At 70.0% G+C, this 24,723-nt stretch carries 29 protein-coding genes; 17 read left to right on the plus strand and 12 right to left on the minus strand.

Going from position 1 to position 24,723, the window contains the following annotated elements; all coding sequences use genetic code 11:
* The first annotated feature begins 66 nt into the window (after positions 1–66).
* Both ASG32_RS09830 and ASG32_RS09835 read left to right on the plus strand, forming a co-directional pair.
* Positions 67–636: an NUDIX hydrolase gene (locus ASG32_RS09830; RefSeq protein WP_056525219.1), complete on the plus strand. Its 570-nt coding sequence runs from the start codon at positions 67–69 to the stop codon at positions 634–636.
* Positions 637–835: 199 nt separating this feature from the next.
* Positions 836–2,005, plus strand: coding sequence for an acetyl-CoA acetyltransferase (locus tag ASG32_RS09835; RefSeq protein ID WP_056525223.1), 1,170 nt, complete (start codon positions 836–838; stop codon positions 2,003–2,005).
* A 130-nt stretch (positions 2,006–2,135) separates the two neighbouring features.
* Here ASG32_RS09835 and ASG32_RS09840 read toward each other — a convergent pair whose 3' ends face one another.
* From ASG32_RS09840 to ASG32_RS09850, 3 genes are all read right to left on the minus strand, one after another.
* Positions 2,136–3,428: an O-acetylhomoserine aminocarboxypropyltransferase/cysteine synthase family protein gene (locus ASG32_RS09840; protein ID WP_056525226.1), complete on the minus strand. Its 1,293-nt coding sequence runs from the start codon at positions 3,426–3,428 to the stop codon at positions 2,136–2,138.
* 58 nt (positions 3,429–3,486) lie between these two features.
* Positions 3,487–3,873: a response regulator gene (locus ASG32_RS09845; protein WP_026604970.1), complete on the minus strand. Its 387-nt coding sequence runs from the start codon at positions 3,871–3,873 to the stop codon at positions 3,487–3,489.
* Between the two features lie 85 nt (positions 3,874–3,958).
* Positions 3,959–4,615, minus strand: a complete 657-nt coding sequence (locus ASG32_RS09850; RefSeq protein WP_010686946.1) for an alpha/beta hydrolase — start codon at positions 4,613–4,615, stop codon at positions 3,959–3,961.
* A gap of 273 nt (positions 4,616–4,888) precedes the next feature.
* On the opposite strand from ASG32_RS09850, the gene ASG32_RS09855 reads away from it, so the two are divergent.
* From ASG32_RS09855 to ASG32_RS09910, 12 genes are all read left to right on the plus strand, one after another.
* Positions 4,889–6,058, plus strand: a complete 1,170-nt coding sequence (locus ASG32_RS09855; protein WP_056525229.1) for a cysteine desulfurase family protein — start codon at positions 4,889–4,891, stop codon at positions 6,056–6,058.
* 68 nt (positions 6,059–6,126) lie between these two features.
* Complete coding sequence (gene sufB / locus ASG32_RS09860) at positions 6,127–7,596, plus strand: Fe-S cluster assembly protein SufB (RefSeq protein ID WP_026604969.1); 1,470 nt, start codon at positions 6,127–6,129, stop codon at positions 7,594–7,596.
* 25 nt (positions 7,597–7,621) lie between these two features.
* Positions 7,622–7,861, plus strand: coding sequence for a hypothetical protein (locus ASG32_RS09865; protein ID WP_020093413.1), 240 nt, complete (start codon positions 7,622–7,624; stop codon positions 7,859–7,861).
* Positions 7,862–7,876: 15 nt separating this feature from the next.
* Positions 7,877–8,629: a Fe-S cluster assembly ATPase SufC gene (gene sufC, locus ASG32_RS09870; RefSeq protein ID WP_020093412.1), complete on the plus strand. Its 753-nt coding sequence runs from the start codon at positions 7,877–7,879 to the stop codon at positions 8,627–8,629.
* 3 nt (positions 8,630–8,632) lie between these two features.
* Positions 8,633–9,955, plus strand: coding sequence for a SufD family Fe-S cluster assembly protein (locus ASG32_RS09875; protein WP_056525231.1), 1,323 nt, complete (start codon positions 8,633–8,635; stop codon positions 9,953–9,955).
* 199 nt (positions 9,956–10,154) lie between these two features.
* A complete protein-coding gene (locus ASG32_RS09880) occupies positions 10,155–11,399 on the plus strand; it encodes a cysteine desulfurase (protein ID WP_056525234.1) in 1,245 nt (414 codons plus the stop codon).
* A 50-nt stretch (positions 11,400–11,449) separates the two neighbouring features.
* A complete protein-coding gene (locus ASG32_RS09885) occupies positions 11,450–11,833 on the plus strand; it encodes an SUF system Fe-S cluster assembly protein (RefSeq protein ID WP_020093409.1) in 384 nt (127 codons plus the stop codon).
* 195 nt (positions 11,834–12,028) lie between these two features.
* Positions 12,029–12,412 (plus strand): hypothetical protein, encoded by a 384-nt coding sequence (locus tag ASG32_RS09890; protein WP_244491888.1) that lies wholly within the window; start codon positions 12,029–12,031, stop codon positions 12,410–12,412.
* Positions 12,413–12,712: 300 nt separating this feature from the next.
* Entirely contained in the window at positions 12,713–13,039 is a 327-nt protein-coding gene (locus ASG32_RS09895) for a hypothetical protein (RefSeq protein ID WP_056525240.1), read from the plus strand.
* Positions 13,040–13,312: 273 nt separating this feature from the next.
* A complete protein-coding gene (locus tag ASG32_RS09900; protein WP_056525243.1) occupies positions 13,313–13,564 on the plus strand; it encodes a hypothetical protein in 252 nt (83 codons plus the stop codon).
* A gap of 171 nt (positions 13,565–13,735) precedes the next feature.
* Positions 13,736–14,671: an ABC transporter ATP-binding protein gene (locus tag ASG32_RS09905; RefSeq protein ID WP_042673784.1), complete on the plus strand. Its 936-nt coding sequence runs from the start codon at positions 13,736–13,738 to the stop codon at positions 14,669–14,671.
* Positions 14,672–14,685: 14 nt separating this feature from the next.
* Positions 14,686–15,447, plus strand: a complete 762-nt coding sequence (locus ASG32_RS09910) for an ABC transporter permease (protein ID WP_042673785.1) — start codon at positions 14,686–14,688, stop codon at positions 15,445–15,447.
* A gap of 4 nt (positions 15,448–15,451) precedes the next feature.
* Here the strand turns inward: ASG32_RS09910 and ASG32_RS09915 are convergent, their stop codons facing one another.
* Complete coding sequence (locus ASG32_RS09915) at positions 15,452–16,216, minus strand: alpha/beta hydrolase (RefSeq protein WP_056525246.1); 765 nt, start codon at positions 16,214–16,216, stop codon at positions 15,452–15,454.
* A 116-nt stretch (positions 16,217–16,332) separates the two neighbouring features.
* Here ASG32_RS09915 and ASG32_RS09920 point away from each other — a divergent pair, with 116 nt between their 5' ends.
* Positions 16,333–17,175 carry an FkbM family methyltransferase gene (locus tag ASG32_RS09920; protein WP_020093401.1) on the plus strand — a complete coding sequence of 281 codons (843 nt, stop codon included), beginning with the start codon at positions 16,333–16,335 and terminating at the stop codon, positions 17,173–17,175.
* Here ASG32_RS09920 and sfsA read toward each other — a convergent pair.
* Positions 17,162–17,875, minus strand: coding sequence for a DNA/RNA nuclease SfsA (sfsA, locus tag ASG32_RS09925; RefSeq protein ID WP_056525248.1), 714 nt, complete (start codon positions 17,873–17,875; stop codon positions 17,162–17,164). The two genes, ASG32_RS09920 and sfsA, sit on opposite strands and share 14 nt — an antisense overlap.
* 77 nt (positions 17,876–17,952) lie before the next feature.
* On the opposite strand from sfsA, the gene ASG32_RS09930 reads away from it, so the two are divergent.
* Together ASG32_RS09930 and ASG32_RS09935 are read left to right on the plus strand one after the other, a co-directional pair.
* Positions 17,953–18,693 (plus strand): molybdopterin-binding protein, encoded by a 741-nt coding sequence (locus ASG32_RS09930; protein WP_056525250.1) that lies wholly within the window; start codon positions 17,953–17,955, stop codon positions 18,691–18,693.
* Between the two features lie 43 nt (positions 18,694–18,736).
* Entirely contained in the window at positions 18,737–19,606 is an 870-nt protein-coding gene (locus tag ASG32_RS09935) for a formate/nitrite transporter family protein (RefSeq protein WP_056525253.1), read from the plus strand.
* A gap of 79 nt (positions 19,607–19,685) precedes the next feature.
* Here the strand turns inward: ASG32_RS09935 and ASG32_RS09940 are convergent, their stop codons facing one another.
* From ASG32_RS09940 to ASG32_RS09970, 7 genes are all read right to left on the minus strand, one after another.
* A complete protein-coding gene (locus ASG32_RS09940; RefSeq protein WP_056525256.1) occupies positions 19,686–20,966 on the minus strand; it encodes an NAD(P)/FAD-dependent oxidoreductase in 1,281 nt (426 codons plus the stop codon).
* Between the two features lie 171 nt (positions 20,967–21,137).
* Complete coding sequence (locus ASG32_RS09945; protein WP_170855147.1) at positions 21,138–21,623, minus strand: ATP F0F1 synthase subunit B; 486 nt, start codon at positions 21,621–21,623, stop codon at positions 21,138–21,140.
* 15 nt (positions 21,624–21,638) lie between these two features.
* Entirely contained in the window at positions 21,639–22,217 is a 579-nt protein-coding gene (locus ASG32_RS09950) for an ATP synthase subunit b 2 (protein ID WP_020093395.1), read from the minus strand.
* 144 nt (positions 22,218–22,361) lie between these two features.
* Positions 22,362–22,589, minus strand: coding sequence for a F0F1 ATP synthase subunit C (locus ASG32_RS09955; protein ID WP_007566773.1), 228 nt, complete (start codon positions 22,587–22,589; stop codon positions 22,362–22,364).
* Positions 22,590–22,655: 66 nt separating this feature from the next.
* Positions 22,656–23,411, minus strand: a complete 756-nt coding sequence (locus ASG32_RS09960) for a F0F1 ATP synthase subunit A (protein WP_020093394.1) — start codon at positions 23,409–23,411, stop codon at positions 22,656–22,658.
* A 74-nt stretch (positions 23,412–23,485) separates the two neighbouring features.
* Entirely contained in the window at positions 23,486–23,860 is a 375-nt protein-coding gene (locus tag ASG32_RS09965; RefSeq protein WP_056525259.1) for an AtpZ/AtpI family protein, read from the minus strand.
* Between the two features lie 191 nt (positions 23,861–24,051).
* On the minus strand, positions 24,052–24,696 hold the full coding sequence (locus tag ASG32_RS09970; protein WP_020093392.1) for a DsbA family protein: 645 nt from the start codon (positions 24,694–24,696) through the stop codon (positions 24,052–24,054).
* Positions 24,697–24,723: the final 27 nt, after the last annotated feature.

The raw sequence follows: 24,723 nt of genomic DNA on the forward strand, positions 1-24,723 counted from the left end.
GGTCGTCGGCGTTCCCGGAACCCGGGGACACGGTTCCGTGTAGGGCGATGAGGAGTGGGAGTGCCCATGAAAGCCGAGATCCTCACTATCCGCTTCGTCCACGAGGGCTGGAGCCGCTTCGGGATTGCGCGGGTGCGCCTCGCCGACGGGGCCGTCGTCGAGCGCGAGATCGAGGACCACGGCAACTCGGTCGGGATCCTGCCCTACGACCCGGAGCGGAAGGTCGCGACGCTCGTGCGCGAGCTGCGGGTGCCGCCGCTGTTCGCGGCCGGCGAGCAGGTTCAGCTGGAGGCCCCGGCGGGGCTGATCGACGCCGGCAGCCCGGAGGAGAATGCCCGCCGCGAGGCGCTGGAGGAGGTGGGCCTGCGCCTGCGGGCGCTCGAATTCGTCGGCGCCACCTATTCCTGCGCCAGCCTGACCACCGAGAAGATCCACCTCTACCTCGCGCCCTACGGCCGGGCGGATCGCGCGGAGGCGGGCGGCGGGGCCGAGGGCGAGCACGAGAACATCCGGGTGGTCGAGATGCCGCTGGCCGAGCTCGCCGCCCGCGCCGACCGCGCCGAGATCACCGACCTCAAGACGCTCACCCTGGTCCTGGCGCTCCGCGCCCGTCATCCGGAGCTGTTCGCCCTGTGAGACGCCGCCGCGCGTTCGCCCGGGGGCTGCTGACCGCGCTGGTGGTCGTCGGCGTCGCGTGGGTCGCTTTCCACCTGCGCTGAGCGGGGCCCGGGCGGCCATCGTGCGGAGGGGTCCAGCGCGTCGAAGAGCCCGCGCCCCGTCTTGATCGCCGGCCGCGACGGGCCCATCGTCCGGGCCACACACGGGAGGTCACCGGATGACGCGCGCCTGCATCGTGGGCTGGGCCCACACCCCCTTCGGCAAGCTCGAGGAGCCCGATGTCGAGGGGCTGATCGCCCGGGTCTCGGGCGAGGCGCTGGCCCATGCCGGCGTCGAGGACGCGCAGGTCGACGGCATCTACGTGGGCTCGATGAACACCGGCTTCTCGAAGCAGGGCTTCGAGGGCTCGCTGGTGGCAGTGAACCGGCCGGGCCTCGCCCACGCCCCGGCAACCCACCTGGAGAACGCCTGCGCCACCGGGTCGGCGGCCCTCTACGCGGCCCTCGACTTCGTCGACAGCGGCCGCGGCCGGGTCGCCCTGGTGATCGGCGCCGAGAAGATGACGGCCAAGAGCGTCGCCGAGACCGGCGACATCCTGCTGGGCGCCTCCTACCGGAAGGAGGAGGCCGACATCGAGGGCGGGTTCGCGGGCGTGTTCGGGCGGATCGCGGCGGGCTACTTCCAGCGCTACGGCGACCGCAGCGAGGAGCTGGCCCGCATCGCCGCCAAGAACCACCGCAACGGCGTCGGCAATCCCTACGCGCATCTGCGCAAGGATCTCGGCTTCGACTTCTGCAACCGGGTCTCGGAGAAGAACCCCTACGTGGCCGCCCCCCTGCGGCGCACGGACTGCTCGCTGATCTCGGACGGCGCGGCGGCCCTGGTGGTGGCCGATGCCGAGACGGCCGAGGGCCTGGAGCGGGCGATCGGCTTCCGCGCCCGGGCCCACGTCAACGACATCCTGCCCCTGTCCCGCCGCGACCCGGCGGAGTTCAAGGGCGCGCGGATGGCTTGGGAGAGGGCGCGGGCCCAGGCCGGGATCGCCAACGAGGACCTCTCCTTCGTGGAGACCCACGACTGCTTCACGATCGCCGAGCTGATCGAGTACGAGGCGATGGGCCTCGCCGCGCCGGGCGAGGGTTTTCGCGTGGTGCGCGAGGGGCTCGCCGAGAAGGGCGGCCGGCTGCCGATCAACCCGTCCGGCGGGTTGAAGGCCAAGGGTCATCCTGTGGGGGCGACCGGCGTGTCGATGCACGTCATGGCCTGCCTCCAGCTCATGGGCGAGGCCGGTGAGATGCAGGTGCCCGGGGCGGAGCTCGCCGGGATCTTCAACATGGGCGGCGCGGCGGTCGCCAACTACGTGTCGATCCTGGAGCGGCGGCGCTGAGGCCGTCCCGGTTGCGGCCAATCCCTGCCCGCCGTGGCCGTCCTCGCGGGCAGCGCGAAGCAATCCAGCGGCCTCACGATCGTCGAGATCGCGCGGCTCTGGGTCGCTTCGCCGCGCTCGCGATGACGGACTAGAGGAGGCGATCCAGCGCCTGCTGGAGATCGGCGATGAGGTCGGCCTCGTTCTCCAGCCCGATCGACAGCCGCACGGTCTCGGGCCCGACCCGCGCGGCGGCCTTCTCGTGCTCCGGCAGCTGCCGGTGCGTGGTCGAGGACGGGTGGATCGCCAGCGACTTGATCTCGCCGATGTTCACCAAGTGAGAGATCAGCTCCAGGCCGGCGATGAACCGCAGCGCCGCCGGCTCGCCGCCCTTCAGCGCGAAGGTGAAGATCGAGCCCGGCCCGTCCGGGGTGTAGCGGCGGGCGAGGTCCTCGCCGGTCTGGCCCGGCAACATCGGGTAGCTCACCCAGGCCACGGCCGGGTGATCCTTCAGGAAGGCCGCCACCGCCCGGGCGTTGGCGCAGTGCCGCTCCATGCGCAGCGGCAGGGTCTCGATCCCCATGAGCGTCAGGAACGCGTTCATCGGCGACAGGCCGGGCCCGAGGTCCCGCAGACCGAAGAACCGGCACGCCGCCGCGAAGGGGGTCGCCGGGAAGGCTTCGGTGAGCACCAGCCCGTCGTAGTCCGGCCAGGGCTCGGTGATCAGGTTGTAGCCACCGGCCTTCGCCCAGTCGAAGCGCCCGGCGTCGCAGATCACGCCGCCGATGGTCTGGCCGGAGCCGCTCAGGAACTTCGAGGTGGAGTGCCAGACGATGTCGGCGCCGTGCTCGATCGGCCGGATCAGGGCCGGCGAGGCGAGGGTGTTGTCGACGACGAGCGGCAGGTTGTGGCGGCGGGCCACCGCGGCGATGCCGTCGAGGTTCACCACCGACGCGCAGGGGTTCACGATCGATTCGCAGAAGATGGCCCGGCAGTCCGGGGTGATCGCCGCCTCGAAATCCTCCGGGGCCATACCGCGCGCGAAGCGCGGCTTCAGGTCGTAGCGCCCGTCAAGCCGGCGCATCAGGCCGAGCGACCCGCCGAACAGGCGCGGCGACGCAACGTAGGCGTCGCCGCCCTTCAACAGCGTCATCAGAATGAGCTGCATGGCCGACTGTCCGGAGGACACCGCCACACCCGCCTTCGCGCCTTCCAGATCGGCGATCCGGCGCTCCAGCGCGGCGACCGTCGGGTTGGATCCGCGCGAGTAGGAGAAGCCGGTCCGGCGGCCCGCGAAGATGTCGGCGGCCTGCTCGGTCGAGTCGAAGACGAAGCCGTTGGTGAAGTAGATCGGCTGGACCCGGGCGCCCGTGGCGGGATCGGGCGCCGCGCCGGCGTGTATGGCCCGGGTCGCGAAGCGGTGCGGTCTATTCTTGTCCGTCATGGCTCTCGGTCGGGTGTTCAGGGCCCGGACCGGGTGTCAGCCCGAGCGGATCCGTGCGTCAAGCCGCGCGGCGGATGAAGGCCTGCAGGGTCCGGACCAGGGTGGTCGGCTCGTAGGGCTTCGGGATGAACCGGGCGCCCTCCGGCATGTCGTTGGGACCGGGCGTGCCCATGCCCGACACCACCAGCACGGGAATCGACGGCCAGCGATGCGCGACGAGGCGCGCCAGGGCGAAGCCGTCCATCGAACCCTGCGGCATGTCGACGTCGGTCATCAGGACCCCGACGTCGTCGCGGTTCTCCAAAACCTTCAGCGCCTTGTCGGCATGCGTCGCCTCGACGACGGTGAAGCCCGCATCCGCGAGGGTGTCCGAGGCCTCCATCAGAAGGAGGCCGTCATCTTCCACGAGGAGAACGACGGGGTGGTCGGACGGGCTATCTGACATCAGACCTGCGAAGGTGCGTCTCAATTCCGAAACCCGCGCCCTATTCCTCCGGGGCTCCCCCCGTCAAGGCGCGGGGCCGGATCCGTCAGGCCGCCTCCTCGCGCTTGCCGAGGCGCTTGTCGAGGTAGGTGTCGACCGTCTGTGTCAGTTCCTCGACCTTGCCGTCGAAGAAATGGTTGGCGCCCTCGACCATCTGGTGCTCGATGATGACGCCCTTCTGGGTCTTCACCTTCTCGATCACCGGCATGACCTCGCGGGCGGGCGCGACCCGGTCCTCGGAGCCGTGCACGAACAGGCCGGAGGAGGGGCAGGGGGCCAGGAAGGTGAAGTCGTAGCGGTTCGCCATGGCGGCGATGGAGATGAATCCCTCGATCTCGGGGCGGCGCATCAGGAGCTGCATCCCGATCCATGAGCCGAAGGACACGCCGGCGATCCAGCAGGACTTCGCCTCCGGGTTGACCGATTGCACCCAGTCGAGGGCGGCCGCGGCGTCCGACAGCTCGCCCGAGCCGTGGTCGAACGACCCCTGGCTGCGTCCCACCCCGCGGAAATTGAAACGCAGGGCCGCGAATCCGCGATTGGCGAAGGTGTAGAAAAGGTTGTACACAATTTGATTGTTCATCGTACCCCCGAACTGGGGGTGCGGGTGCAGGATGATGGCGATCGGCGCGCCGCGCTTCTTGGGGGCTTGATAACGGCCTTCCAGGCGGCCGGCCGGGCCAGTGAAGATCACTTCGGGCATCGCTCGTCTCTCGCTCCGGAGATCGCCCGCCGGGCGATCGGCGCGGCGGCGCAGCAGCCTTGACTCATCGCGCGCGCACCATAAAAGCAGTCTTAGAACAGTTCTAGGCGATTAGAACTGTTCTAAACAAGCCGTCCGAAGCACTGCGTTGGCTGCCACGCCGACCGTGCTGGGTCGGCGGGATCTCATTTTCTCGGCGCGCCTTAGCACGCCGAGCCGGCGCGCGGGCAAGGAATTGTGACGCGCCGCAGCAGAGGGCTTAACGGAACGCGGATGAGCCGGGCACGCGCCTATCTCGACTACAACGCCACCGCGCCGGTCCGCCCGGACGTCGCGGTGGCGGTCGCGCGCGCGCTCACGCTCCCCGGGAACCCGTCCTCGATCCACGCGGAGGGACGGGCGGCCCGGGCCGCCCTCGAAGCGGCCCGTACCCAGGTGGCGGCGCTCGTGAACGCCCGGCCCGAGCAGGTCGTCTTCACCAGCGGCGGGACCGAGGCGGCGAACGCGGTCCTGTCGGGCGCCCTCCGTCGCGGCGGCGCGGCGGCCCCGAGGCGGCTGCTCCACTCCGCCACGGAGCATCCCTGCGTCGCCGCCGGTCACCGGTTCCCTGACGCGGCCGTCGAGGAAGTCCCGGTCACCGCCGACGGCGTGGTCGATCTCGCCGCCCTGGAGGCGCGCCTGGGTGCTCTCGCCGACGAGACTCTGCTCCTCTCGGTCCACGCCGCCAACAACGAGACCGGCGCGGTGCAGCCGCTGGCCGAGATCGTCGGCCTGGCGCGGGCGCACGGCCGGACCCTGGTCCACAGCGACGCCGTGCAGGCCGTCGGCAAGATCCCCCTCGACATGGCGGCGCTCGGCCTCGACGCGCTGACCCTCTCGGGCCACAAGTTCGCGGCGCCCAAGGGGGTCGGCGCGCTGGTCCTGGCCGAGGGCGTCAGCCTGGAGAGCGCCTTCCTGCGCGGGGGCGGCCAGGAGCGGCGGCTGCGCTGCGGCACCGAGTGCCTGCCGGCCATCGTCGGCATGGGCGAGGCCGCCCGGATCGCCCGCGCGGCGCTCGACGCGGAGGCCGCGCGCCTCTCCGTCCTCCGGGACCGGATCGAGGCTGGCGTGCGCACCATGGCGCCCGACGCGGTGGTGTTCGCCGCCGGAGCGCCGCGCCTGCCCAACACCCTGAGTTTCTCGGTCCCGGGGCTCGACGCGCCCTCGGCCCTGATCGCCCTCGACCTCGCCGGCGTGGCGGTGTCGTCGGGCTCGGCCTGCTCGTCGGGCAAGGTCGCGCGCTCGGCGACGCTCGCCGCGATGGGCGTCGGTTCCGACCTCGCCGGGGGGGCGCTGCGCGTCAGCCTCGGCTGGAACACGGTGGACGAGGAGGTGGCATGCTTCCTCGACGCCTTCGAACGGGTCGTGGAGACCCTATATAGACGGCGAGGCCAGGCGGCCTGAGCGCCGCCCCCCCGCTTTCCGACAGACGCTTCCCGGTCCTTGACGCCGGAGATGCCTAGGAGACGCTGATGCCTGCTGTGCAGGAAACCATTGATCGGGTCCGCTCGATCGACCTCGACCAGTACAAGTACGGGTTCGAGACCACGATCGAGATGGAGAAGTCCGAGAAGGGCATCTCCGAGGACGTCGTCCGCTTCATCTCGGCCAAGAAGAACGAGCCCGCGTGGCTGCTGGAGTGGCGCCTCGACGCCTACCGGCGCTGGCTGACCATGAAGGAGCCGGAGTGGGCCCGCGTCTCCTACGACAAGGTCGACTACAACGACATCTACTACTACGCCGCCCCGAAGCGGCAGGGCCCGGAATCGCTCGATGAGATCGATCCCGAGATCCTGAAGACCTACGAGAAGCTCGGCATCCCGCTGCGCGAGGTCGAGGTGCTGGAAGGCATCGCGCCGGAGCGCCGGGTCGCGGTCGACGCCGTGTTCGATTCGGTCTCGGTGGCCACCACCTTCAAGAAGGAGCTGGAGAAGGCCGGCGTGATCTTCATGCCGATCTCCGAGGCGGTGCGCGAGCACCCCGAGCTGGTGCAGAAGTACCTCGGCTCGGTCGTGCCGGTGACCGACAACTTCTTCGCGACGCTGAACTCGGCCGTCTTCTCCGACGGGTCGTTCGTCTACATCCCGCCGGGCGTGCGCTGCCCGATGGAGCTGTCGACCTACTTCCGCATCAACGAGCGCGACACCGGCCAGTTCGAGCGCACGCTGATCATCGCCGACAAGGGCTCCTACGTCTCGTATCTCGAGGGCTGCACCGCCCCGAAGCGCGACGACAACCAGCTCCACGCCGCGGTGGTCGAGCTGGTCGCCCTGGACGATGCTGAGATCAAGTACTCGACCGTTCAGAACTGGTACCCGGGCGACAACGAGGGCAAGGGCGGGATCTACAACTTCGTCACGAAGCGCGGCGACTGCCGCGGCGCCCGCTCGAAGATCTCGTGGACGCAGGTCGAGACCGGCTCGGCGATCACCTGGAAGTACCCGTCCTGCATCCTGCGCGGCGACGATTCCCGCGGCGAGTTCTACTCGATCGCGGTGTCGAACGGCATGCAGCAGGTCGATTCCGGCACCAAGATGATCCATCTCGGCAAGAACACGACGAGCCGGATCATCTCGAAGGGCATCTCGGCCGGCCGGTCGCAGAACACCTACCGGGGCCTCGTCTCGGCGCACCGGAAGGCCAAGGGCGCGCGCAACTTCACGAACTGCGACTCCCTGCTGATCGGCGACCAGTGCGGCGCGCACACCGTGCCCTACATCGAGTCGAAGAACGCCTCGGCCGTCTTCGAGCACGAGGCGACGACCTCGAAGATTTCCGAGGAGCAGAAGTTCTACTGCCAGCAGCGCGGCCTCTCCGAGGAGGAGGCGACCGCGCTCATCGTCAACGGCTTCGTCCGGGACGTGCTGCAGCAGCTGCCGATGGAGTTCGCCGTCGAGGCCCAGAAGCTGATCTCGATCAGCCTGGAAGGCTCGGTGGGCTGACCACCTGGGCGGATACGACGACGACGTGCTGCGCGCGGCCCATCGGCACAGCGCGCGGCACGCCGACGAGGTCAGGAGCAGCGTCCTGTGCGGGTGCTTCTTCTGCCTCGAGGTTTTCGCGCCGGACGAGATCGCGGGCTGGATCGCCGATGAGGGCACCGCCCTCTGTCCCCGGTGCGGCATCGACGCGGTGATCGGCGACCTCTCCGGCTACCCGGCCGGGAGCGCCGCGTTCCTGCGGGCGATGCGGGACGAATGGTTTTGAAGGACTTGGACTGACATGCTGGAAATCAAGAACCTCGTCGTGCAGATCGAGGACAACCGCATCCTGAACGGCCTCAACCTGACCGTGAACGACGGCGAGGTCGCGGCGATCATGGGCCCGAACGGCTCGGGCAAGTCGACCCTCTCCTACGTCATCGCCGGCAAGGAAGATTACGAGGTTCTCGACGGCGAGATCCTGCTCGACGGGCAGAACGTTCTGGAGATGGCTGCCGACGAGCGCGCCGCGGCCGGCATCTTCCTGGCCTTCCAGTACCCGCTGGAGATCCCCGGCGTCGGCACCATGACCTTCCTCAAGGCCTGCCTGAACGCGCAGCGCAAGGCGCGCGGCGAGGCCGAGCTGTCGACCCCCGACTTCATCCGGGCGGTGAACGGCGCGGCCGACAAGCTCGAGATCAACAAGGAGATGCTCAAGCGCGCCCTCAACGTCGGCTTCTCCGGCGGCGAGAAGAAGCGCATGGAGATCCTCCAGATGGCGCTGCTGCAGCCGAAGTTCTGCGTGCTCGACGAGACCGATTCCGGCCTCGACATCGACGCCCTGCGGATCGTCTCCGAGGGCGTGAACGCGCTCCGCGACCAGGGCCGCTCGTTCCTGGTGATCACCCACTACCAGCGCCTGCTCAACCATATCGTGCCCGACACCGTGCACGTCATGTCGAAGGGCCAGATCGTGAAGACCGGCGGCAAGGAGCTCGCCCTCGAGCTCGAGGCCTCCGGCTACGCCGAGTACCGCACCGGGGAGGCGGCCTGAGCCATGGCCGACGTCACCAACCTCCGCTCCCCCGCCGAGGCCGGCCTGTCGAAGCTGTTCGAGTCGGCCCGCCAGAGCTTCGCCAGCGAGAAGGCGATCGCCCGCGAGGAGGCCTTCCGCTTCTTCGAGGCGACCGGCCTGCCGAGCCGGCGGGTCGAGGCTTTCAAGTACACGGACCTGCGCGCCGCCATCACGGAGGCCGCGCCCCCGGCCGAGGCGCCGAGCCTCGACGTCGCCCGGGCGGCCGTCGCCGGGGCGAAGGGCTTCTCCGGCATCGAGGCCGCGCGCCTGACCTTCGTGAACGGCCATCTCGTCCGCGAGCTGTCGGATCTCGACCGGATCCCCGAGGGCATCACGGTCGTCCCGATGTCCGAGGCGCTGACGAAGGCGCATGTCGACCTGAAACAGCTCGCGCCGGTGGCGCAGGCCCGGGAGAACCCGGTCTACCAGCTCAACACCGCCTTCCTGGCGGACGGCGCGCTGATCACGGTGGCGCCCGGCGCGAAGCCGGCGCGGCCGCTGCACCTGCGCTTCGTGGGCGCCGGGAACACGCCGTTCTCGACGGCGACCCGCGTGCTCGTCCAGATCGGCGAGGGCGCGGAGTTCGGTCTCCTGGAGAGCCACGAGGGTCCGGACGGGCTCACCTGCCAGCCGAACGACGCCCTCGACGTGGTGGTCGGCCCCAAGGCCGCCTTCCGGCACACCCGCCTGAACAAGCAGGGCGACGCCGCCATCGCGCTCTCGACCCTGTCGCTCAAGGTCGAGGCCGAGGGTCAGGTCGAGACCGTGAACCTCGTGACCGGAGCGGTCCTGTCGCGCCACCAGATCTTCGTCCACGTCGCGGGCGACGACACCAACGTCGTGGTCAACGGCGCCGCCATGCTGCGCAAGGGTCAGCTCGCCGACTCGACGCTGCTCGCCGATCACGCCGCTGTCGGCGGCGTCGGCCGCGAGCAGTTCAAGTGGATCATCGACGGCGACGCCACCGGCGTGTTCCAGGGCAAGATCATCGTCCGTCAGGCTGCCCAGCAGACCGACGGCAAGATGAAGTCCGACTGCCTCCTCCTCACCGACGAGGGACAGATGATGAACAAGCCGGAGCTGGAGATCTTCGCCGACGACGTCGCCTGCGGCCACGGGGCCACCTGCGGCGCGCCGGACGAGGATCTGCTGTTCTACCTGATGGCCCGCGGCCTGCCGCGCGCGACCGCCGAGAGCCTGCTCGTCCAGGCCTTCGTCGGCGAGGCCGTCGAGGCGGTCACGCACGAGGGCGCCCGCGCGGCGCTCATCGGCGAGATCGAGGCCTGGCTCCAGGCGCGCGGCTGATCGGACCCGGCCGGTCCGCTCCGCGGACCGGCCCTTCTCGATGCCTGATCCCGGCCTGAGGCCACCGCGGCAGCGCGCCTCGGGGCGGGGTCCAGGAATCGCAACGCCAGCCGGAGGCCTCCGAGGCCTCCGCTTCGCTCCGGCACCTCAGGATGAGGGCTGTTCCCGGGATCGGCGAAGTCTTCGGAAGGTCGCGACCATGAACGCACCCGTCCTCACCCCCACCTACGACGTCGCGGCGATCCGGAAGGATTTCCCGATCCTGGGCCAGCAGGTCTACGGCAAGCCGCTCGTCTACCTCGACAACGCCGCCTCGGCGCAGAAGCCCCGGCAGGTGATCGACGCGATGGTCTCCTGCATGGAGACCGGCTACGCCAACGTCCATCGCGGCCTGCACTACATGGCGAACGCCGCCACCGAGGGCTTCGAGGGCGCGCGCGAGACCACGCGCCAGTTCCTCAACGCCGCCTCGACGGACGAGATCATCTTCACCCGCAACGCCACCGAGGCCTACAACCTCGTGGCCTCGTCGATGGGCTGGGCCGGCCTGATCGGGGAGGGGGACGAGATCATCCTCTCGATCATGGAGCACCACTCCAACATCGTGCCCTGGCACTTCTTGCGCGAGCGCCGGGGCGCCGTGATCAAGTGGGCCCCGGTGGACGACCAGGGCAATTTCCTGGTCGAGGAATACGAGAAGCTGTTCTCGCCGCGGACCAAGATGGTGGCGATCACCCACATGTCGAACGTGCTCGGCACGGTGACGCCCGCCGCCGAGATCGTGCGCATCGCCCATGCCCACGGCGTGCCGGTCCTGCTCGACGGGGCCCAGAGCGCGGTGCACCAGCCCGTCGACGTGCGGGCGCTCGATTGCGACTTCTTCGTCTTCACCGGCCACAAGGTCTACGGCCCGACCGGGATCGGCGTGCTCTACGGCAAGAAGGAATGGCTGGAGCGCCTGCCGCCCTACCAGGGCGGCGGCGAGATGATCCGGACGGTCAGCGAGGACGCGATCACCTACAACGATCCGCCCCACCGGTTCGAGGCCGGCACCCCGGCCATCATCGAGGCGGTCGGTCTCGGCGCCGCGCTCGAGTACATGATGAATCTCGGGCGCGACGCGATCGCCGCCCACGAGGCGAAGCTCACGGCCTACGCGCAGGAGCGCCTCGGCGCGATGAATTCCCTGCGCCTCATCGGCACCGCACCGGGCAAGGGCGGCGTGATCGCCTTCGAGATGAAGGGCGCGCACGCCCACGACATCGCCACGGTGATCGACCGGCAGGGCGTGGCGGTGCGGGCCGGGACCCACTGCGCGATGCCGCTGCTCAACCGCTTCGGCGTCACCTCGACCTGCCGCGCCTCGTTCGGGCTTTACAACACGACCGCCGAGATCGATGCCCTTGCCGAGGCGCTCGGCAGAGCAGAAATGCTGTTCACCTGATACTGGGATGAGGCTGGTCCCGCCCGCGCGGGCCCGGGGAGAGTGAAGCGATGAGCACCGACGCCACCATCACGGGCGGCAAGAACGCCCCCGACGTCGCCGGCGACTCGACGATCCCGCAGGCGGAACTGGACCGCCTGACCGACGACATCGTCGCGGCGCTGAAGACGGTCTACGATCCCGAGATTCCGGCCGACATCTACGAGCTCGGCCTGATCTACAAGGTCGATATCGGCGACGATCGCGTCGTCGCGATCGACATGACCCTCACGGCGCCCGGCTGCCCGGTCGCGGGCGAGATGCCCGGCTGGGTCGAGAACGCGGTGTCCGCCGTGCCGGGGGTCCAGTCCTGCGCGGTGACCATGGTCTTCGACCCGCCGTGGGACCAGAGCCGCATGTCCGACGAGGCCCGCGTCGCCCTCGACATGTGGTAGCGCCCCCGCGGAGCGTCACGGCTTCCCGAAGGGACTCCCGGGCGCGACGCGCGGACCCTGCGCGTCGCCCGATCGTCGTTGCACGGGAAAGGCTCGCACCGCGCCCCGGTCGCGGGCGGCGAGTGTCGACGCCGGCGCGATCTGCGGACTTCTACGCAGCCGTTAAGGCCCCGCTAACCATGACCCCGCAGATCGGTGGCGGCCGCCGCGAGGGCGGCCTCTCCTCGATACAGTTGGTGGAAGCGGATGGCTGCGGGCTACGTGGTCGCGGCGTTCTTGGAGGCGGCCGGGCTGGCCGGCCTCGTGATCGCCGTGCTCAAGATGCGGACGGAGCGGCGGGCGCGGGCCGCGGACTTGCGGAGCTTCCTTCGCTCCGGACAGATCCCGTCCGTCGAGATCGGGGGGATGCGCCGTCCCGCGGACGCCGCCCTGCGGTTGATCGCCGTCCCGTACACGACCGGCCGGGGCGGCGCTTCGGCGGCTCGGCCGTCGGCCGCCCGCGCGGCGCTCGGACGCGCCTTCATGTCCGGCGGCGCGGCGCCGCGGGCCGGGTTGATTGGCGCGATCAGCGCAGGATGACGTCGAGGCCGCTGCCGAGCAGGACCACGGCGCTGAGCGTCAGCATGAACTTCAGGTCTTCGAGACGGGCGCTCATGATCGATCCTCGATGTTCGGCTGAAGGGCCGCCGTTCCGATGACCGATGATCACCAGATTAACGAATTTTTCGCGAGTCCTTTCAGGATCCGTTAGGGATTTACCGACGGTTTCCCTTTGCTAACGTTACCGATGTGTTAAGGCGCCTTCCGGAGCCGCCGGCTCAATCTGGTCCGGCGAGGCGGCACGACACGCGCCGGCCGGCACTCACGAAGGTTCGAGCCATGTCTCCTCGTCCGCGCACGACCTTCGGGCGGGCCGTCGACTGGATGTTTCGCGACCGGACCACCGGCGCGATCACCGTGGCGCAGTGGCCGAACCTGCCGCTCTGGCTGTTCGCGGGCCTGAGCCTCGCGGCCTGGCTGGCCCAGGACAGGGGAGAGCTGGCCCCCTGGCTGCCGGCCTCCTCTCTGTCCTTCGGGGCCGATATCGCGCTGACATGGTGGGCGATCGACGAGCTCCTGCGCGGCGTGAATCCCTGGCGCCGGATCCTCGGTGCAGCGACCCTGATCGGCCTGGCCGCGCTGATCACGCTTCGGCGAGCGGCCTAGTGCCGGAACCATGCTACCGGCAATTGTATTTCTGGATGTTGATTCGGAACGGAGGCTGAACCGACTTCGCCGATTACAGATGAGCGGCACAAGATCTCGGTCCGGGGTGGCTGTCCGCGCGTTCTGGACAGTGCGGCCCTGCCAAGCTGATACCATAACGGTAGGTTGCACCCGCCGAGAAAGTGTGGATGGTCGTGCCGCGCGCCGCGTGAGCAGCGTCCGTGGGCATCCCGTGCATCCGAGCTCGGCCGAAGGACTGGTTTCGAAGAGATCATGACGGACGCGGGCGGATTCGATCTCGACGGCACGGCGAACTCCGCTCATGAGCGGGAAGTGCTGCTTCGCCAGATCGCCCACGCGCTGAACGTCCCGGTCTCGATCTTCCGCGGGCCGCCGGGGTCCCCGGCAGCCGGCGGCCCGAGCGCCGCGGAATGCGCCGCCCTGCTGACCGCCTTCTCGCGCATCGAGGATCCGGAACTCCGCAAGGAGTGCCTCGCGCTGGCGGAGCGCCTCGGCCGCCGGTGAGCGGCGGGCGCCCTCGCGGTGCGGTGGCGCACACGGGCTCGGTCAGCGCCGGTCATTCACCATGCTATAGGGGCGCCCGCCGCCGGAGGCGTCCCGCTCGGCCGGCCCCTCGCGTGTCCGGCGCCTGAGCATGGTTGCCGGACCCGTGCACGCTCCCGCTCGCACCAGGCTCTGATGCCGATCATCTCCATCTCGAAGCTGTCGAAGACCTACACGTCCGGCTTCACAGCCCTGCGCGACATCGACCTCGCCATCGAGCGCGGCGAGATCTTCGCGCTGCTCGGTCCGAACGGAGCGGGCAAATCCACGCTCATCAACATCGTCTGCGGGATCGTCACCGCGAGTGCGGGGACCGTCCTGGTCGACGGCCACGATATCGCGGCGGATTACCGCGCCGCGCGCCGGGCCATCGGGCTCGTCCCGCAGGAACTCACCACCGACGCCTTCGAGACGGTGCTGAACACCGTGAGCTTCTCCCGCGGCCTGTTCGGGCTGCGGCCGGATCCCGGGCATATCGAGCGGATCCTCCGGGCGCTGTCCCTCTGGGACAAGCGCGACAGCCGGCTGATGACCCTGTCGGGCGGCATGAAGCGGCGGGTGCTCATCGCCAAGGCGCTGTCGCACGAGCCCCGGGTGCTGTTCCTCGACGAGCCCACGGCGGGCGTCGACGTGGAGCTGCGCCAGGACATGTGGCGCCTCGTGCGCGACCTGCGCCAGCAGGGCGTCACCGTCATCCTCACCACCCACTATATCGAGGAGGCCGAGGAGATGGCCGACCGCATCGGCGTGATCCGCCGGGGCGAGATCATCCTCGTGGAGGAGAAGGCCGCGCTGATGCGCAAGCTCGGGCGCAAGCAGCTGACGCTCCACCTCCAGCAGCCGATCGCCGCGGTACCGCCGGAACTCGCCGATTACGGCCTGGCGCTCGGCGGGGAGGGGACCGAGCTGGTCTACACCTACGACACCCGCGCCGAGCGCACCGGCATCACCGGGCTCCTGACCGGCCTCGCGGCGGCGGGCATCCGCTTCAACGACCTCCACACCGAGCAGAGCTCGCTGGAGGACATCTTCGTCGGCCTCGTGCGCGAGGAGAGGGCACAGCCATGAGCGCGGCGTTCAGCATGAACTGGCCGGCGATCCGGGCCATCTACCTGTTCGAGATGGGCCGCTTCTGGCGCACCGCCGGGCAGAGCATCCTGGCCCCGGTCATCTCGACGACCCTGTACTTCGTGGTGTTCGGCGCGGCGATCGGCTCCCGGGTCTCGGCGGTCGACGACGTGCCCTACGGGCTGTTCATCGTGCCCGGCCTGATCATGCTCTCGCTGCTGACGCAGAGCATCTCCAACGCCTCGTTCGGCATCTACTTCCCGCGCTTCGCCGGCACGATCTACGAGATCCTGTCGGCACCGATCTCGCCGCTGGAGGTGGTGCTGGGCTTCGTCGGCGCCGCGGCCTCGAAGTCGATCCTGATCGGGCTGATCATCCTGGCCACCTCGGCCCTGTTCGTGCCGCTGCGGATCGACCACCCGCTCTGGATGATCGGGTTCCTGCTGCTCACCGCGGTGACGTTCAGCCTGTTCGGCTTCGTCATCGGCCTGTGGGCGGACGGGTTCGAGAAGCTGCAGCTGGTCCCGCTCCTCGTGGTGACCCCGCTCACTTTCCTGGGCGGCAGCTTCTACGCGATCAGCATGCTGCCGCCGTTCTGGCACGCGGTGAGCCTGCTGAACCCGGTCGTGTACCTGATCAGCGGGTTCCGCTGGGCGTTCTTCGGCAAGGCCGACGTGAACATCGCGGTCAGCCTCGGCATGACCGCGCTGTTCCTGGTGATCTGCCTCGGCCTCGTGACCTACATCTTCCGCACGGGCTACCGGCTGAAGAGCTGAGGCCTCAGGGCTGCGCGGCCAGGAAGGCCAGCACCCCGTCCCGGTGCGGCTTGGCGCCGACCGCCGTGGAGTGGTCCTTGCCCTCGATCTCGAGGGCCCGGGCGTCCGGGATCAGGGCGGCGAGGGCCGGCCCAGAGCCCGCGACCGTGTCGAGGGTCCCGACCGAGACCAGGACCGGCACCTCGATCTGCGCGAGCTCGCCCCGGCTGAGCGTCTGGCGCGAGCCGCGCATGCAGGCGGCGAGCGCCCGCAGGTCGCTCCGGGTCTGCTCGGCGAACATCCGGAAGGCCGCCGCCGTGGGGTTGGGCGCGGGCGTCCCGGCGGGCGCCTCCAGGGCCTCGGCGATGCCGGAGGGCAGGCCCTTGCCCTCGATCAGGTGCATCCCGAGGCCGCCGATCAGGGCCGAGCGCACCCGGTCCGCGTGGTCGAGCGCGAGATGCGCGGTGATCCGCCCGCCCATCGAGTACCCCATGACGTGGGCGCGGCCGATCCCGAGATGGTCGAGGAGCCGGACCGCGTCGCCGGCCATCGCCTCGGAGCTGTAGGCGGCCGGATCGTAGAGCTTCTCGCTCTCGCCGTGGCCGCGGTTGTCCAGCGCGATCGCGCGGTAGCCGGCCTGAGTCAGGGCCTTCACCCACTGGGTGTTGACCCAGTTGACCGCGTGGTTCGACGCGAATCCGTGGATCAGCAGGATCGGCTTGCCCGGACCGTCCGCCGGCGGGACGTCGATATAGGCGATCCGCACGCCGTCGGAATTGAAGGACTCCATGCCGCGCAACCTGTGTTCATCAAGCTCGGCCACGGCTTAGACCACCCGGGCGCGCGGGAGCAACGCGGATCGATCCGCTTGCGGGTCGGAGCGCCGGCTGGCAAACCGCCCCGGTCATGACGGACACGCAGCCCTACGGCACCTACGAACCGTCCGGCCTCGTGGCGGCGATCACCCGCCGCACGAACCGGATCCCGGCCGAGTCCTGGTACGGGCGGCGCCTCGCGCTGTTCCTGCGCCGGATCGCGATCGCGCGCCTCGGGGGCAAGCCCCTCGACGTGACCCGCTACGGCGCGCGGATGCGGCTGCACCCGTACAACAACAACTGCGAGAAGAAGGTGCTCTTCACCCCGCAGTTCTTCGACCCGGAGGAGCGGGCGCTGCTGCAGGAGCGCCTGCCGCGGGACTGTGTGTTCCTCGACATCGGCGCCAATGTCGGCGCCTACGCGCTGTGCGTGGCCGCCTTCTCGGGGCCGGGCGCGCGGATCGTCGCGGTCGAGCCGCAGCCGGACGTGTTCGACCGCCTGACCTACAACATCGCCCAGAACCCGTTCCACACCGTCAAGGCGGTCGCCTGCGCGGTGGCCGACAAGGCCGGCGAGCTGACCCTGTTCATCGATCCGCGCAACCGCGGCGAGTCGAGCCTGCGCATCGTCGGCACCAACGAGGGCGCGCGGATCACCGTGCCGGCGGTGACGCTCCTCGACCTGCTGCGCAGCGAGGGCCTCGACCGCGTCGACGCCATCAAGCTCGACGTCGAGGGCGCCGAGGACCTGATCCTGGAACCGTTCCTCCGCGAGGCGCCGGACGCGCTCCTGCCGCGGATCCTGCTGGTCGAGAACGGCACCGGCCAGTGGCAGCTCGACCTGCTGCGGCATCTGGGGCGCTACGGCTACCGCGAGATCGCGCGCTCGCGTCTCAACCTGATGTTCGAGCGCGGCGCCGTCAGGCCGGCGTGATCACCGGGATCTCCTCGGCGATGGCGACGCCCTCCGGCGCGACGGCGCAGCGATAGGCACGGACCGCCACGCCCGCCGCGCGCGCCTCGCGGAACGCCCGGTCGAAGGCGGGATCGATGTCCCGGGCGACGTCGAAGGCCTCGGCCCGCAACTGCACGACGATGACCACCAGCGCGCGACCGCCCTCGGCCACGACCTGGGCCAGGTCGCGCATGTGCCGGGCGCTGCGGGCCGCCTTGCAGTCCGGGAACTCGGCCAGGCCCGCCCGCCGCATCAGGTGGCAGTTCTTGACCTCGACGTGGCATGGCCCCGTAGCCGCGCCGCTCGCGAGGAAGTCGACCCGGCTGGCCGCGGCGTAGCGCACCTCGGGCCTCAGCGCGTCGTGGCCGTCGAGCGCCGCGATCGCGCCGGCCCGGAAGGCCTCGGCCACGAGCGCGTTCGGCCGCATCGTGTTGATGCCGACCCACTGCGCCCCGCCGGGGAGGTCGGCCTCCACCAGCTCCCAGGTGAGCGGCAGCTTGCGCGCGGGGTTGCTCGAGCGCGACAGCAGCACGCGCGCGCCCGGCGTATTGAGCCCGAGCATGGCTCCGGGATTGGGGCAGTGAACGGTGACGCGGCCGTCATCGGTGTCGATATCGGCGAGGAAGCGCTTGTAGCGCTGCACGAGCCGTCCCGGCACCAGCGACGCGGCGAACTGCATGGGATCCTCGGGGTTCACGTAGTCGCGGGCCGCGGTCGCGCTATCTGCCTGCAGGACCCGCCCGACGCCAGAGTTCCATGAACCAGCCTTCCGAATCCGTCACCGCCGCGATCCTCGTCATCGGCGACGAGATCCTCTCGGGTCGCACCAAGGACAAGAACATCGGCACCATCGCCGACTTCCTCACCGCCGCCGGGATCGACCTGCGCGAGGTGCGGATCGTGCCCGACGAGGCGGCCATGATCGTCGAGGCGGTCAACGCCCTGCGCGCCCGCTACACCTACCTGTTCACCACCGGCGGGATCGGCCCGACCCACGACGACATCACCGCCGACTGCGTGGCCGAGGCCTTCGGGGTCGGCATCGACGTCGACGAGCGCGCCCGGGCGATGCTGCTGGAGCGGCACAAACCCGAGGATCTCAACGAGGCCCGCCTGCGCATGGCGCGGATCCCGTTCGGGGCCGACCTGATCGCCAATCCTGTCTCGAAGGCACCGGGCTTCCGCATCGGCAACGTCCACGTGATGGCCGGCGTGCCCAGCATCATGCAGGCCATGCTGGACTCGATCGCCCCGACGCTGACGGGCGGCGCCGCGATGCTGTCCGAGACGATCGAGGCGGCCGGCCTCCCGGAGGGCAGCTACGCGGGCGGCCTCGGCGAGATCGCGAGGGCGCGGCAAGCCGTCTCCATCGGCTCGTACCCGGCGATCACGCCGGAGGGCTTCCGCAACCGGATCGTCGTGCGCAGCCGGGACCCGGAGGCCCTCGCCGAGGCGCGCGGCGCCGTCGAGGCCCTGCTGGCGCGGCTCACGGCCTGACTCGTCCCGTCCGATCGATCGTGTTGCGTAGCGGAGCTGTCGGATGGTGCGGGATAGGGACAAGCGGGCCGACCCCGAGACGCGCCGGGACGAGCTGCTGAAGGAAGTCTCCGAGATCGGCCGGCCCGACGCCTACGTCCTGCACGAGGTCATCCGGCTCGAGGGCGACGAGGAGCTGCGGCGCCACGGCCTCGCGCTGTTCCTCTCGGCCTTCGCGGCCGGGCTCAGCATCGCACTGTCGCTGATCGTGCCGGGCGTCCTGCGGACCCACCTGCCGGAAACCGACTGGGCCAAGATCGTCGGCTCGATGGGTTACGCGGTCGGGTTCCTGGTCGTCGTCCTGGGGCGCCAGCAGCTCTTCACCGAGAACACCATCACGCCGATCCTGCCGCTCCTGCACGACCGCTCCGTGAAGACGGCGCTCCGCGTCGTCAGGCTCTGGATGATCGTGCTGTCGGGCAACATCCTGGGCACACTCGCGATCGCGACGGTGCTGGCCTATTCGGGCGCCTTCGAGCCGCCGGTCCTCAGGGCCTTCGCGGAGATCAGCCACGACGCCATCGCGCACGGGTTCTGGGCGACCTTCGTCAAGGCCGTCTTCGCCGGATGGATGATCGCCCTGATGGTCTGGTTCCTGCCGGCCACCGCCAGCGCGGCGCCGTTCGTGATCCTCCTGATGACGTGGCTGGTGGCGCTCTGCAGCCTCGCCCACATCGTGGCCGGCTCCGTCGAGGCCTTCTACCTCGTGGTCACGGGCGCCGCGTCGCTGCACGATTACGCGGTGAAGTTCTTCCTGCCGACGCTGCTCGGCAACACGTTCGGCGGCGTGGCGCTGGTGGCGGTGCTGAACTACGGGCAGGTCGCCCCCGAGGTCGAGGAGACCAAGGCGGTCGAGGGCGAGCGTCCGGACTGAGGCCGAGGACTCGGGCCGAGGACCGGGCAGCCGGGCGGCACCGCCCGCCGCCCGCGACGACGGATCCGCGCCGGCCGCCTCAGTCGAGCCGCACCGGCGGGCTGATCAGGTGGTCGAGATCGTCGAGGACCCAGGTCATCGTCCCGCGCAGCGGGCCGTAGAGCCCGATCTGGTGCTGCCGGTAGAGGAGGTCGTGCGTCAGCCGCGCCGAGAGCCCGTTCAGGCGCCCGCCGCCGAACGTGTAGCGGCCGAGCGTGCCCCAGCCGTTGAAATCCGCGAGCGAGACGATCGCGCCCTTCTCGGCATAGCGGAACGGAGGCAGGTCCGCGTCGGGCGCATCCCCGCGGGCCAGCGCGCGGCCGAGATGGCGCGCGAGATGCTGCGCCTGCTGGCGTGCGGCCTGCGCCGTTGCCGGAACGGGGTGGCCGGTCCGGGAGTCGGTGAGGCTGGCGCAGTCGCCGAGGGCGACGATGGCCGGATCCCGGGTCGTGCGCAGGTCCGGGCGGACGACGAGTTGCCCGGCCCGCGAGCGCTCCAGGCCGTCGAGGCCGGCAAGCACGTCCGGCGCCTTGACGCCGGCGGCCCAGACCTTCAGCCCGGCCGGGATGCGGCGGCCGTCCTTCAGGATGAACCCGTCCGCGTCCGCGGCCGTCACCGTCGCGCCGGTCCGGACCTCCACGTCGAGATCCGACAGGGTGCGGGCGGCGGCGCGCGACACCTTCTCGGGGAAGGCCGGCAACAGGCGCGGCCCGCTCTCGATCAGCGTCAGGCGCAGGCGCCCTGGCAGGTCGGGCGAGCCGTAGGCCGCGAAGAGGTTGATGGCGTGCTTGAGCTCGGCGGCCAGCTCGACGCCGGTCGCACCGCCGCCCACGATGGCGATCTCCAGCAGGCCGCCGCCGTCGAGCCGGGCCAGGAGATGGCACCGCAGCTGTTCGTGGAAGTGCTCGGCCTCGGTCAGGTCGTCGATGGTCAGACAATGCTCGGCCACGCCCGGCGTGCCGAAATCGTTGGCGCGGCTGCCGATGGCGAGCACCAGCAGGTCGTAGGCGCGCTCCACCTCCGGAACCCCCTCCGCGGCCTCGACCGCGAGCCGGACGCGCCTGGCCGCCCGGTCGATGCCCACGAGGGCGCCGGGCTGGAATCGGAAGCCGTTGCGGCGCGCCTGGGCGAAGAGATCCACCTTCTGCCGGTCGGCTCGGGCCGTACCCGCCGCGAAGGTGTGCAGCATCGGCTTCCAGACGTGCGAGAGGCTGCGATCGGCGAGGGTGACGTCGGCCCGGCCGCCGCGTCCGAGGCTGGTCGCCACCTCGATCCCGGCGACGCCGCCGCCGACGATCACGATCCGTGGTCTCTCCGCCATGACGTCTCCGCATCCTCACGGGTCGGGAACGCCGGTCACGGCCTCGATGTTCGCCTCGGCGCGCGCCGATTCCGCCCGGCGTCGGAAGCGCTTCCTGCGCGGCCCGTCGACCATGAAAAAAGCCGCCCGGAGGCGGCTTTCGTGAACGTCGCGCTGCTTGCTGCGTCCGGATCAGGAGCGCATGCGGGTCCGCACCTCGCCGAGGCTCGCGCGGATCAGGTTCTGGGCGGCGTCGCCCTGCATCCGCTCGCGCAGGATCGTCTCCGAGACCTTCACGGCGGCCTCCGCGGCGGCGGCGCGGACCTGAGCCTCGGCCTGGGCTTCCGCTTGGGCGATCTTCGTCTCGGCGGCCTTGGTGCGGCGGGCCAGGAAATCGTCCAGCTTGCGGTGGCCTTCCTCGGCGGCGCGCTGGGCCTCCTCGCGGGCACCGGCGACGATCGACTCGGCCTCCTTCTCGGCCTCGGCGCGGCGGCGCTTGTAGTCGGCCAGCACGGCGGCGGCCTCCTCGCGCAGGCGCTTGGCCTCGTCGAGCTCGTGGCGGACGCGGTTGGCGCGCCCGTCCAGGCCCTTGAGCATCGTCGAGAAGGCGCCGGCCTTCCAGGCGATGCCCATGAAGATGACGAACGCGACGGCGACCCAGAATTCGGCTTCGAGCAGCATCGTGGGATCCCGTCAGTGTGCGGTGGCGTCGAGGGCGCGGTCGAGGCTCGTCCGGTCCGGGGCCTGCCCGGTCAGACGCTCGACGATGGCCGACGCGGCCTCACCCGCGATCGAGCGGACGTTGCCCATGGCGGCCTCGGTCCGCGTGCGGATCGTCGCCTCGGAGGCGGAGAGCTTGGCGTTCAGCTCGTCCTCCAGCGCCTTGCGCTTGGTCTCGGCCTCCGCGGCCAGTTCGTTCCGGGTGGTCTGCGCGATGTCGCGCGCCTTGCCCTGGGCGTCTCGGAGGGCGGTCTCGAAGGCCACGCCGGCGGCATCCGCCTCGGCCTTCATCGCCTGCGCCTGGTCCAGGTCGGCACGCAGGCGCTCGGCGCGGGCGTGCAGGATCGACTGGATCCGCGGCAGCGCGATCTTGTCCATCAGGTAGTAGAGGAGGCCGAAGGCCAGGGCGAGCCAGATCAGCTGCGCCAGGAAGCCCGAGGTCTCGAAGGGCGGGAAGGCGCCGGAATGCGCTTCCGTATGCTCGACATGGCCCGGCACGACCTGCGTGTCGGCGCCCGGGGGCGGCGTGGTGAGGGGATTGGGCTGCGCCATGAGACCGCTACACTGACACCGTTCGCTGAGGCCACCGCCGGCGCGGTGACGGACGAAGGCGGACGCCCCGTCGCGGGAGCGTCCACCCGTTCATCGGGCCGGGGCCCGGGAGGAGACCGCGGGGACCGCGGCCTCCGGCGCCGATCAGACGGCGAAGAGCAGCAGCAGCGCGATCAGCAGCGAGAAGATGCCGAGCGCCTCGGTGAGGGCGAAGCCCAGGAGCAGGGTGGCGCGCTGGCCGTCGGCCGCGGACGGGTTGCGAAGGGCGCCGGCGAGGAACTGACCGAACAGGTTGCCGAGGCCGATGCCCGCACCCGCCATGCCGAGGCAGGCGAGGCCGGCGCCGATGTACTTCGCAGCGACGGGATCCATGGTAACTCCTGAGGTCTCTTCAGATCGAAACGTGCGGTGACGTTTGCGGCGGGTGGAGCCGGCCGATCAGTGGCCGGGGTGAAGGGCGTCGTTGAGGTAGATCGCCGTCAGCGTCGCGAAGACGTAGGCCTGAAGCGCCGCAACGAGGAACTCGAGAGCGGTCAGCGCGATCGTCAGGAACAGCGGGAGCGGCGATAGCACGCTCCAGGCGCCCGCGAGAAGGAGCTGGACCACGAAGAACGCGAAGATCTTCATCGCGATGTGGCCGGCCAGCATGTTGGCGAACAGACGGACCGACAGGCTGATCGGGCGCGAGATGAACGAGATCACCTCGATCGGGACCAGGATCGCGAGGAGCGGCTTCGGCACGCCCGACGGCACGAACAGGCCGAAGAAGTGGGTGCCGTGCTTCATCACGCCGAAGATCACCACGGTGGAGATCACCAGCGCGGCGAGGCCGAAGGTGATGATCAGGTGGCTGGTCACCGCGAAGGCGTAGGGGATCATCCCGAACAGGTTCAGGACGAGCACGAACATGAACAGCGAGAACACGAGCGGCATGAACCGCTTGCCGCCGTCGCCCGTCGCCTGGTGCACGGTGTCGGCGATGAATTCGTAGAAGATCTCGGCCAGCGACTGCATGCGGCCCGGAACGACCGAGCGGGACGCGGTCGCCACGATGGTGATGAGCGCGATCACGCCGACGGCGGCGAACATGTAGAGGGCCGACTGCGTGAACGCGAGCTGCTGGTGGCCGATATGGCCCAGCGACACGAGCGGCTTCAGCTCGAACTGATGGATCGGGTCGATCGTGACCGCCATTCCCGCTTCCGCCCTTCTTGTCCGGCGCGCCGACGGGTGTCGGCCGCCCCACATTCCCCACTGACCGGCGCGCCTTATGGCTCCTGCCGATCGCGCCGTCCCGGACGCGCGCCGGCGAAACCCGACGCCCGCATCACGTTGTAGACCCCCGCGACGAACCCCAGCATCAGGAGGACGATCAGGCCCCAGGGCTTCGTCCCGAAGACATGATCGACGATCCAGCCGAGTATGCCCCCCGCGATCACGCCCGCGACGAACTCCGTGGAGAGCGTCATGGCCTGGCCCAGCGAGGATGGCCCGCCGTCCCGAGGGCGCGTGGAATGACCGGGAGCAGCCTGCGGCCGCTTCCGTTCGATCTGCGTCTCGAGACGTCTGAGCCTCGCGGAGAGTTCGCTGTCCGTCGGCGTCTGCTCGGTCCCTCTCCCATCCCTCGGATCGTCGCCGTTCACGGCTCAAAACTCATCGGGCGGGAGGCTGTGGAACCGGCTGGACACCCCCAGCAAGCGGGGCGCACCATAGTTTCGCCTATCTTGAGTGTCAAGGCGAACCCCATACACCGTAAGTAATTGATTTTAGTTTGGTATTCCAACTTTGTGCGATGCGCCGGAGCCGCGCCGCGCGCGAGGCCCCGGCGGGTCGATCAGGCGCCGATGATCGGCTTGATCACCTTCTCCATCCCCTCGACGGTCATCTCGCCGGTGTAGCGCTCGCCGTTGATGAAGAAGGTCGGGGTCGAATCCACCTTGAAGACGTCGAGGCCGCGCTGCTTCACGGCGTTGACCGCGCTGTAGATCTTCTGGTCCTTCAGGCAGGCCTCGAAGGTCTGCTTGTTGTAGCCCGCCTGCCGGAGCATCTGCTCCAGCGCGTCCACGGGCTTCGGCGTGAAGGCCCAGGCCGCCTGCTGATCGAACAGCAGGTCGGTGATCGGGTAGTACTTGGCATCGCCCTGGCAGCGCGCCAGCATGAAGGCCGCCGTGGCCAGCGGGTCGAGAGGGAATTCGCGCAGCGTGAACCGCACCTTGCCGGTGTCGATGTAGCGCTCCTTCAGGGTCGGCCACGTGGTCCGGTGGAAGGCCGCGCAGTGCGAGCAGGTCATCGAGGCGTACTCGATGATCGTGCACTTGGCGTCCGCCGGGCCGAGCCAGACATCGCCGAGCGGGCCCGGCTGCAGCAGGGCCGCCATCTCGGAATTCTGCGCCCGGGCGGGCCGCCCGAGATACGGCAGGGCGAGGCCGGCGCCGAGGGCGAGGCCGGAGAACTTGAGAGCGTCGCGTCGCGTCGTCATCGGGCAGGCTCCGCCGGATTGATCAGT

The sequence above is a fragment of the Methylobacterium sp. Leaf361 genome (genome assembly GCF_001424445.1).
Classification (GTDB): Bacteria; Pseudomonadota; Alphaproteobacteria; order Rhizobiales; family Beijerinckiaceae; genus Methylobacterium.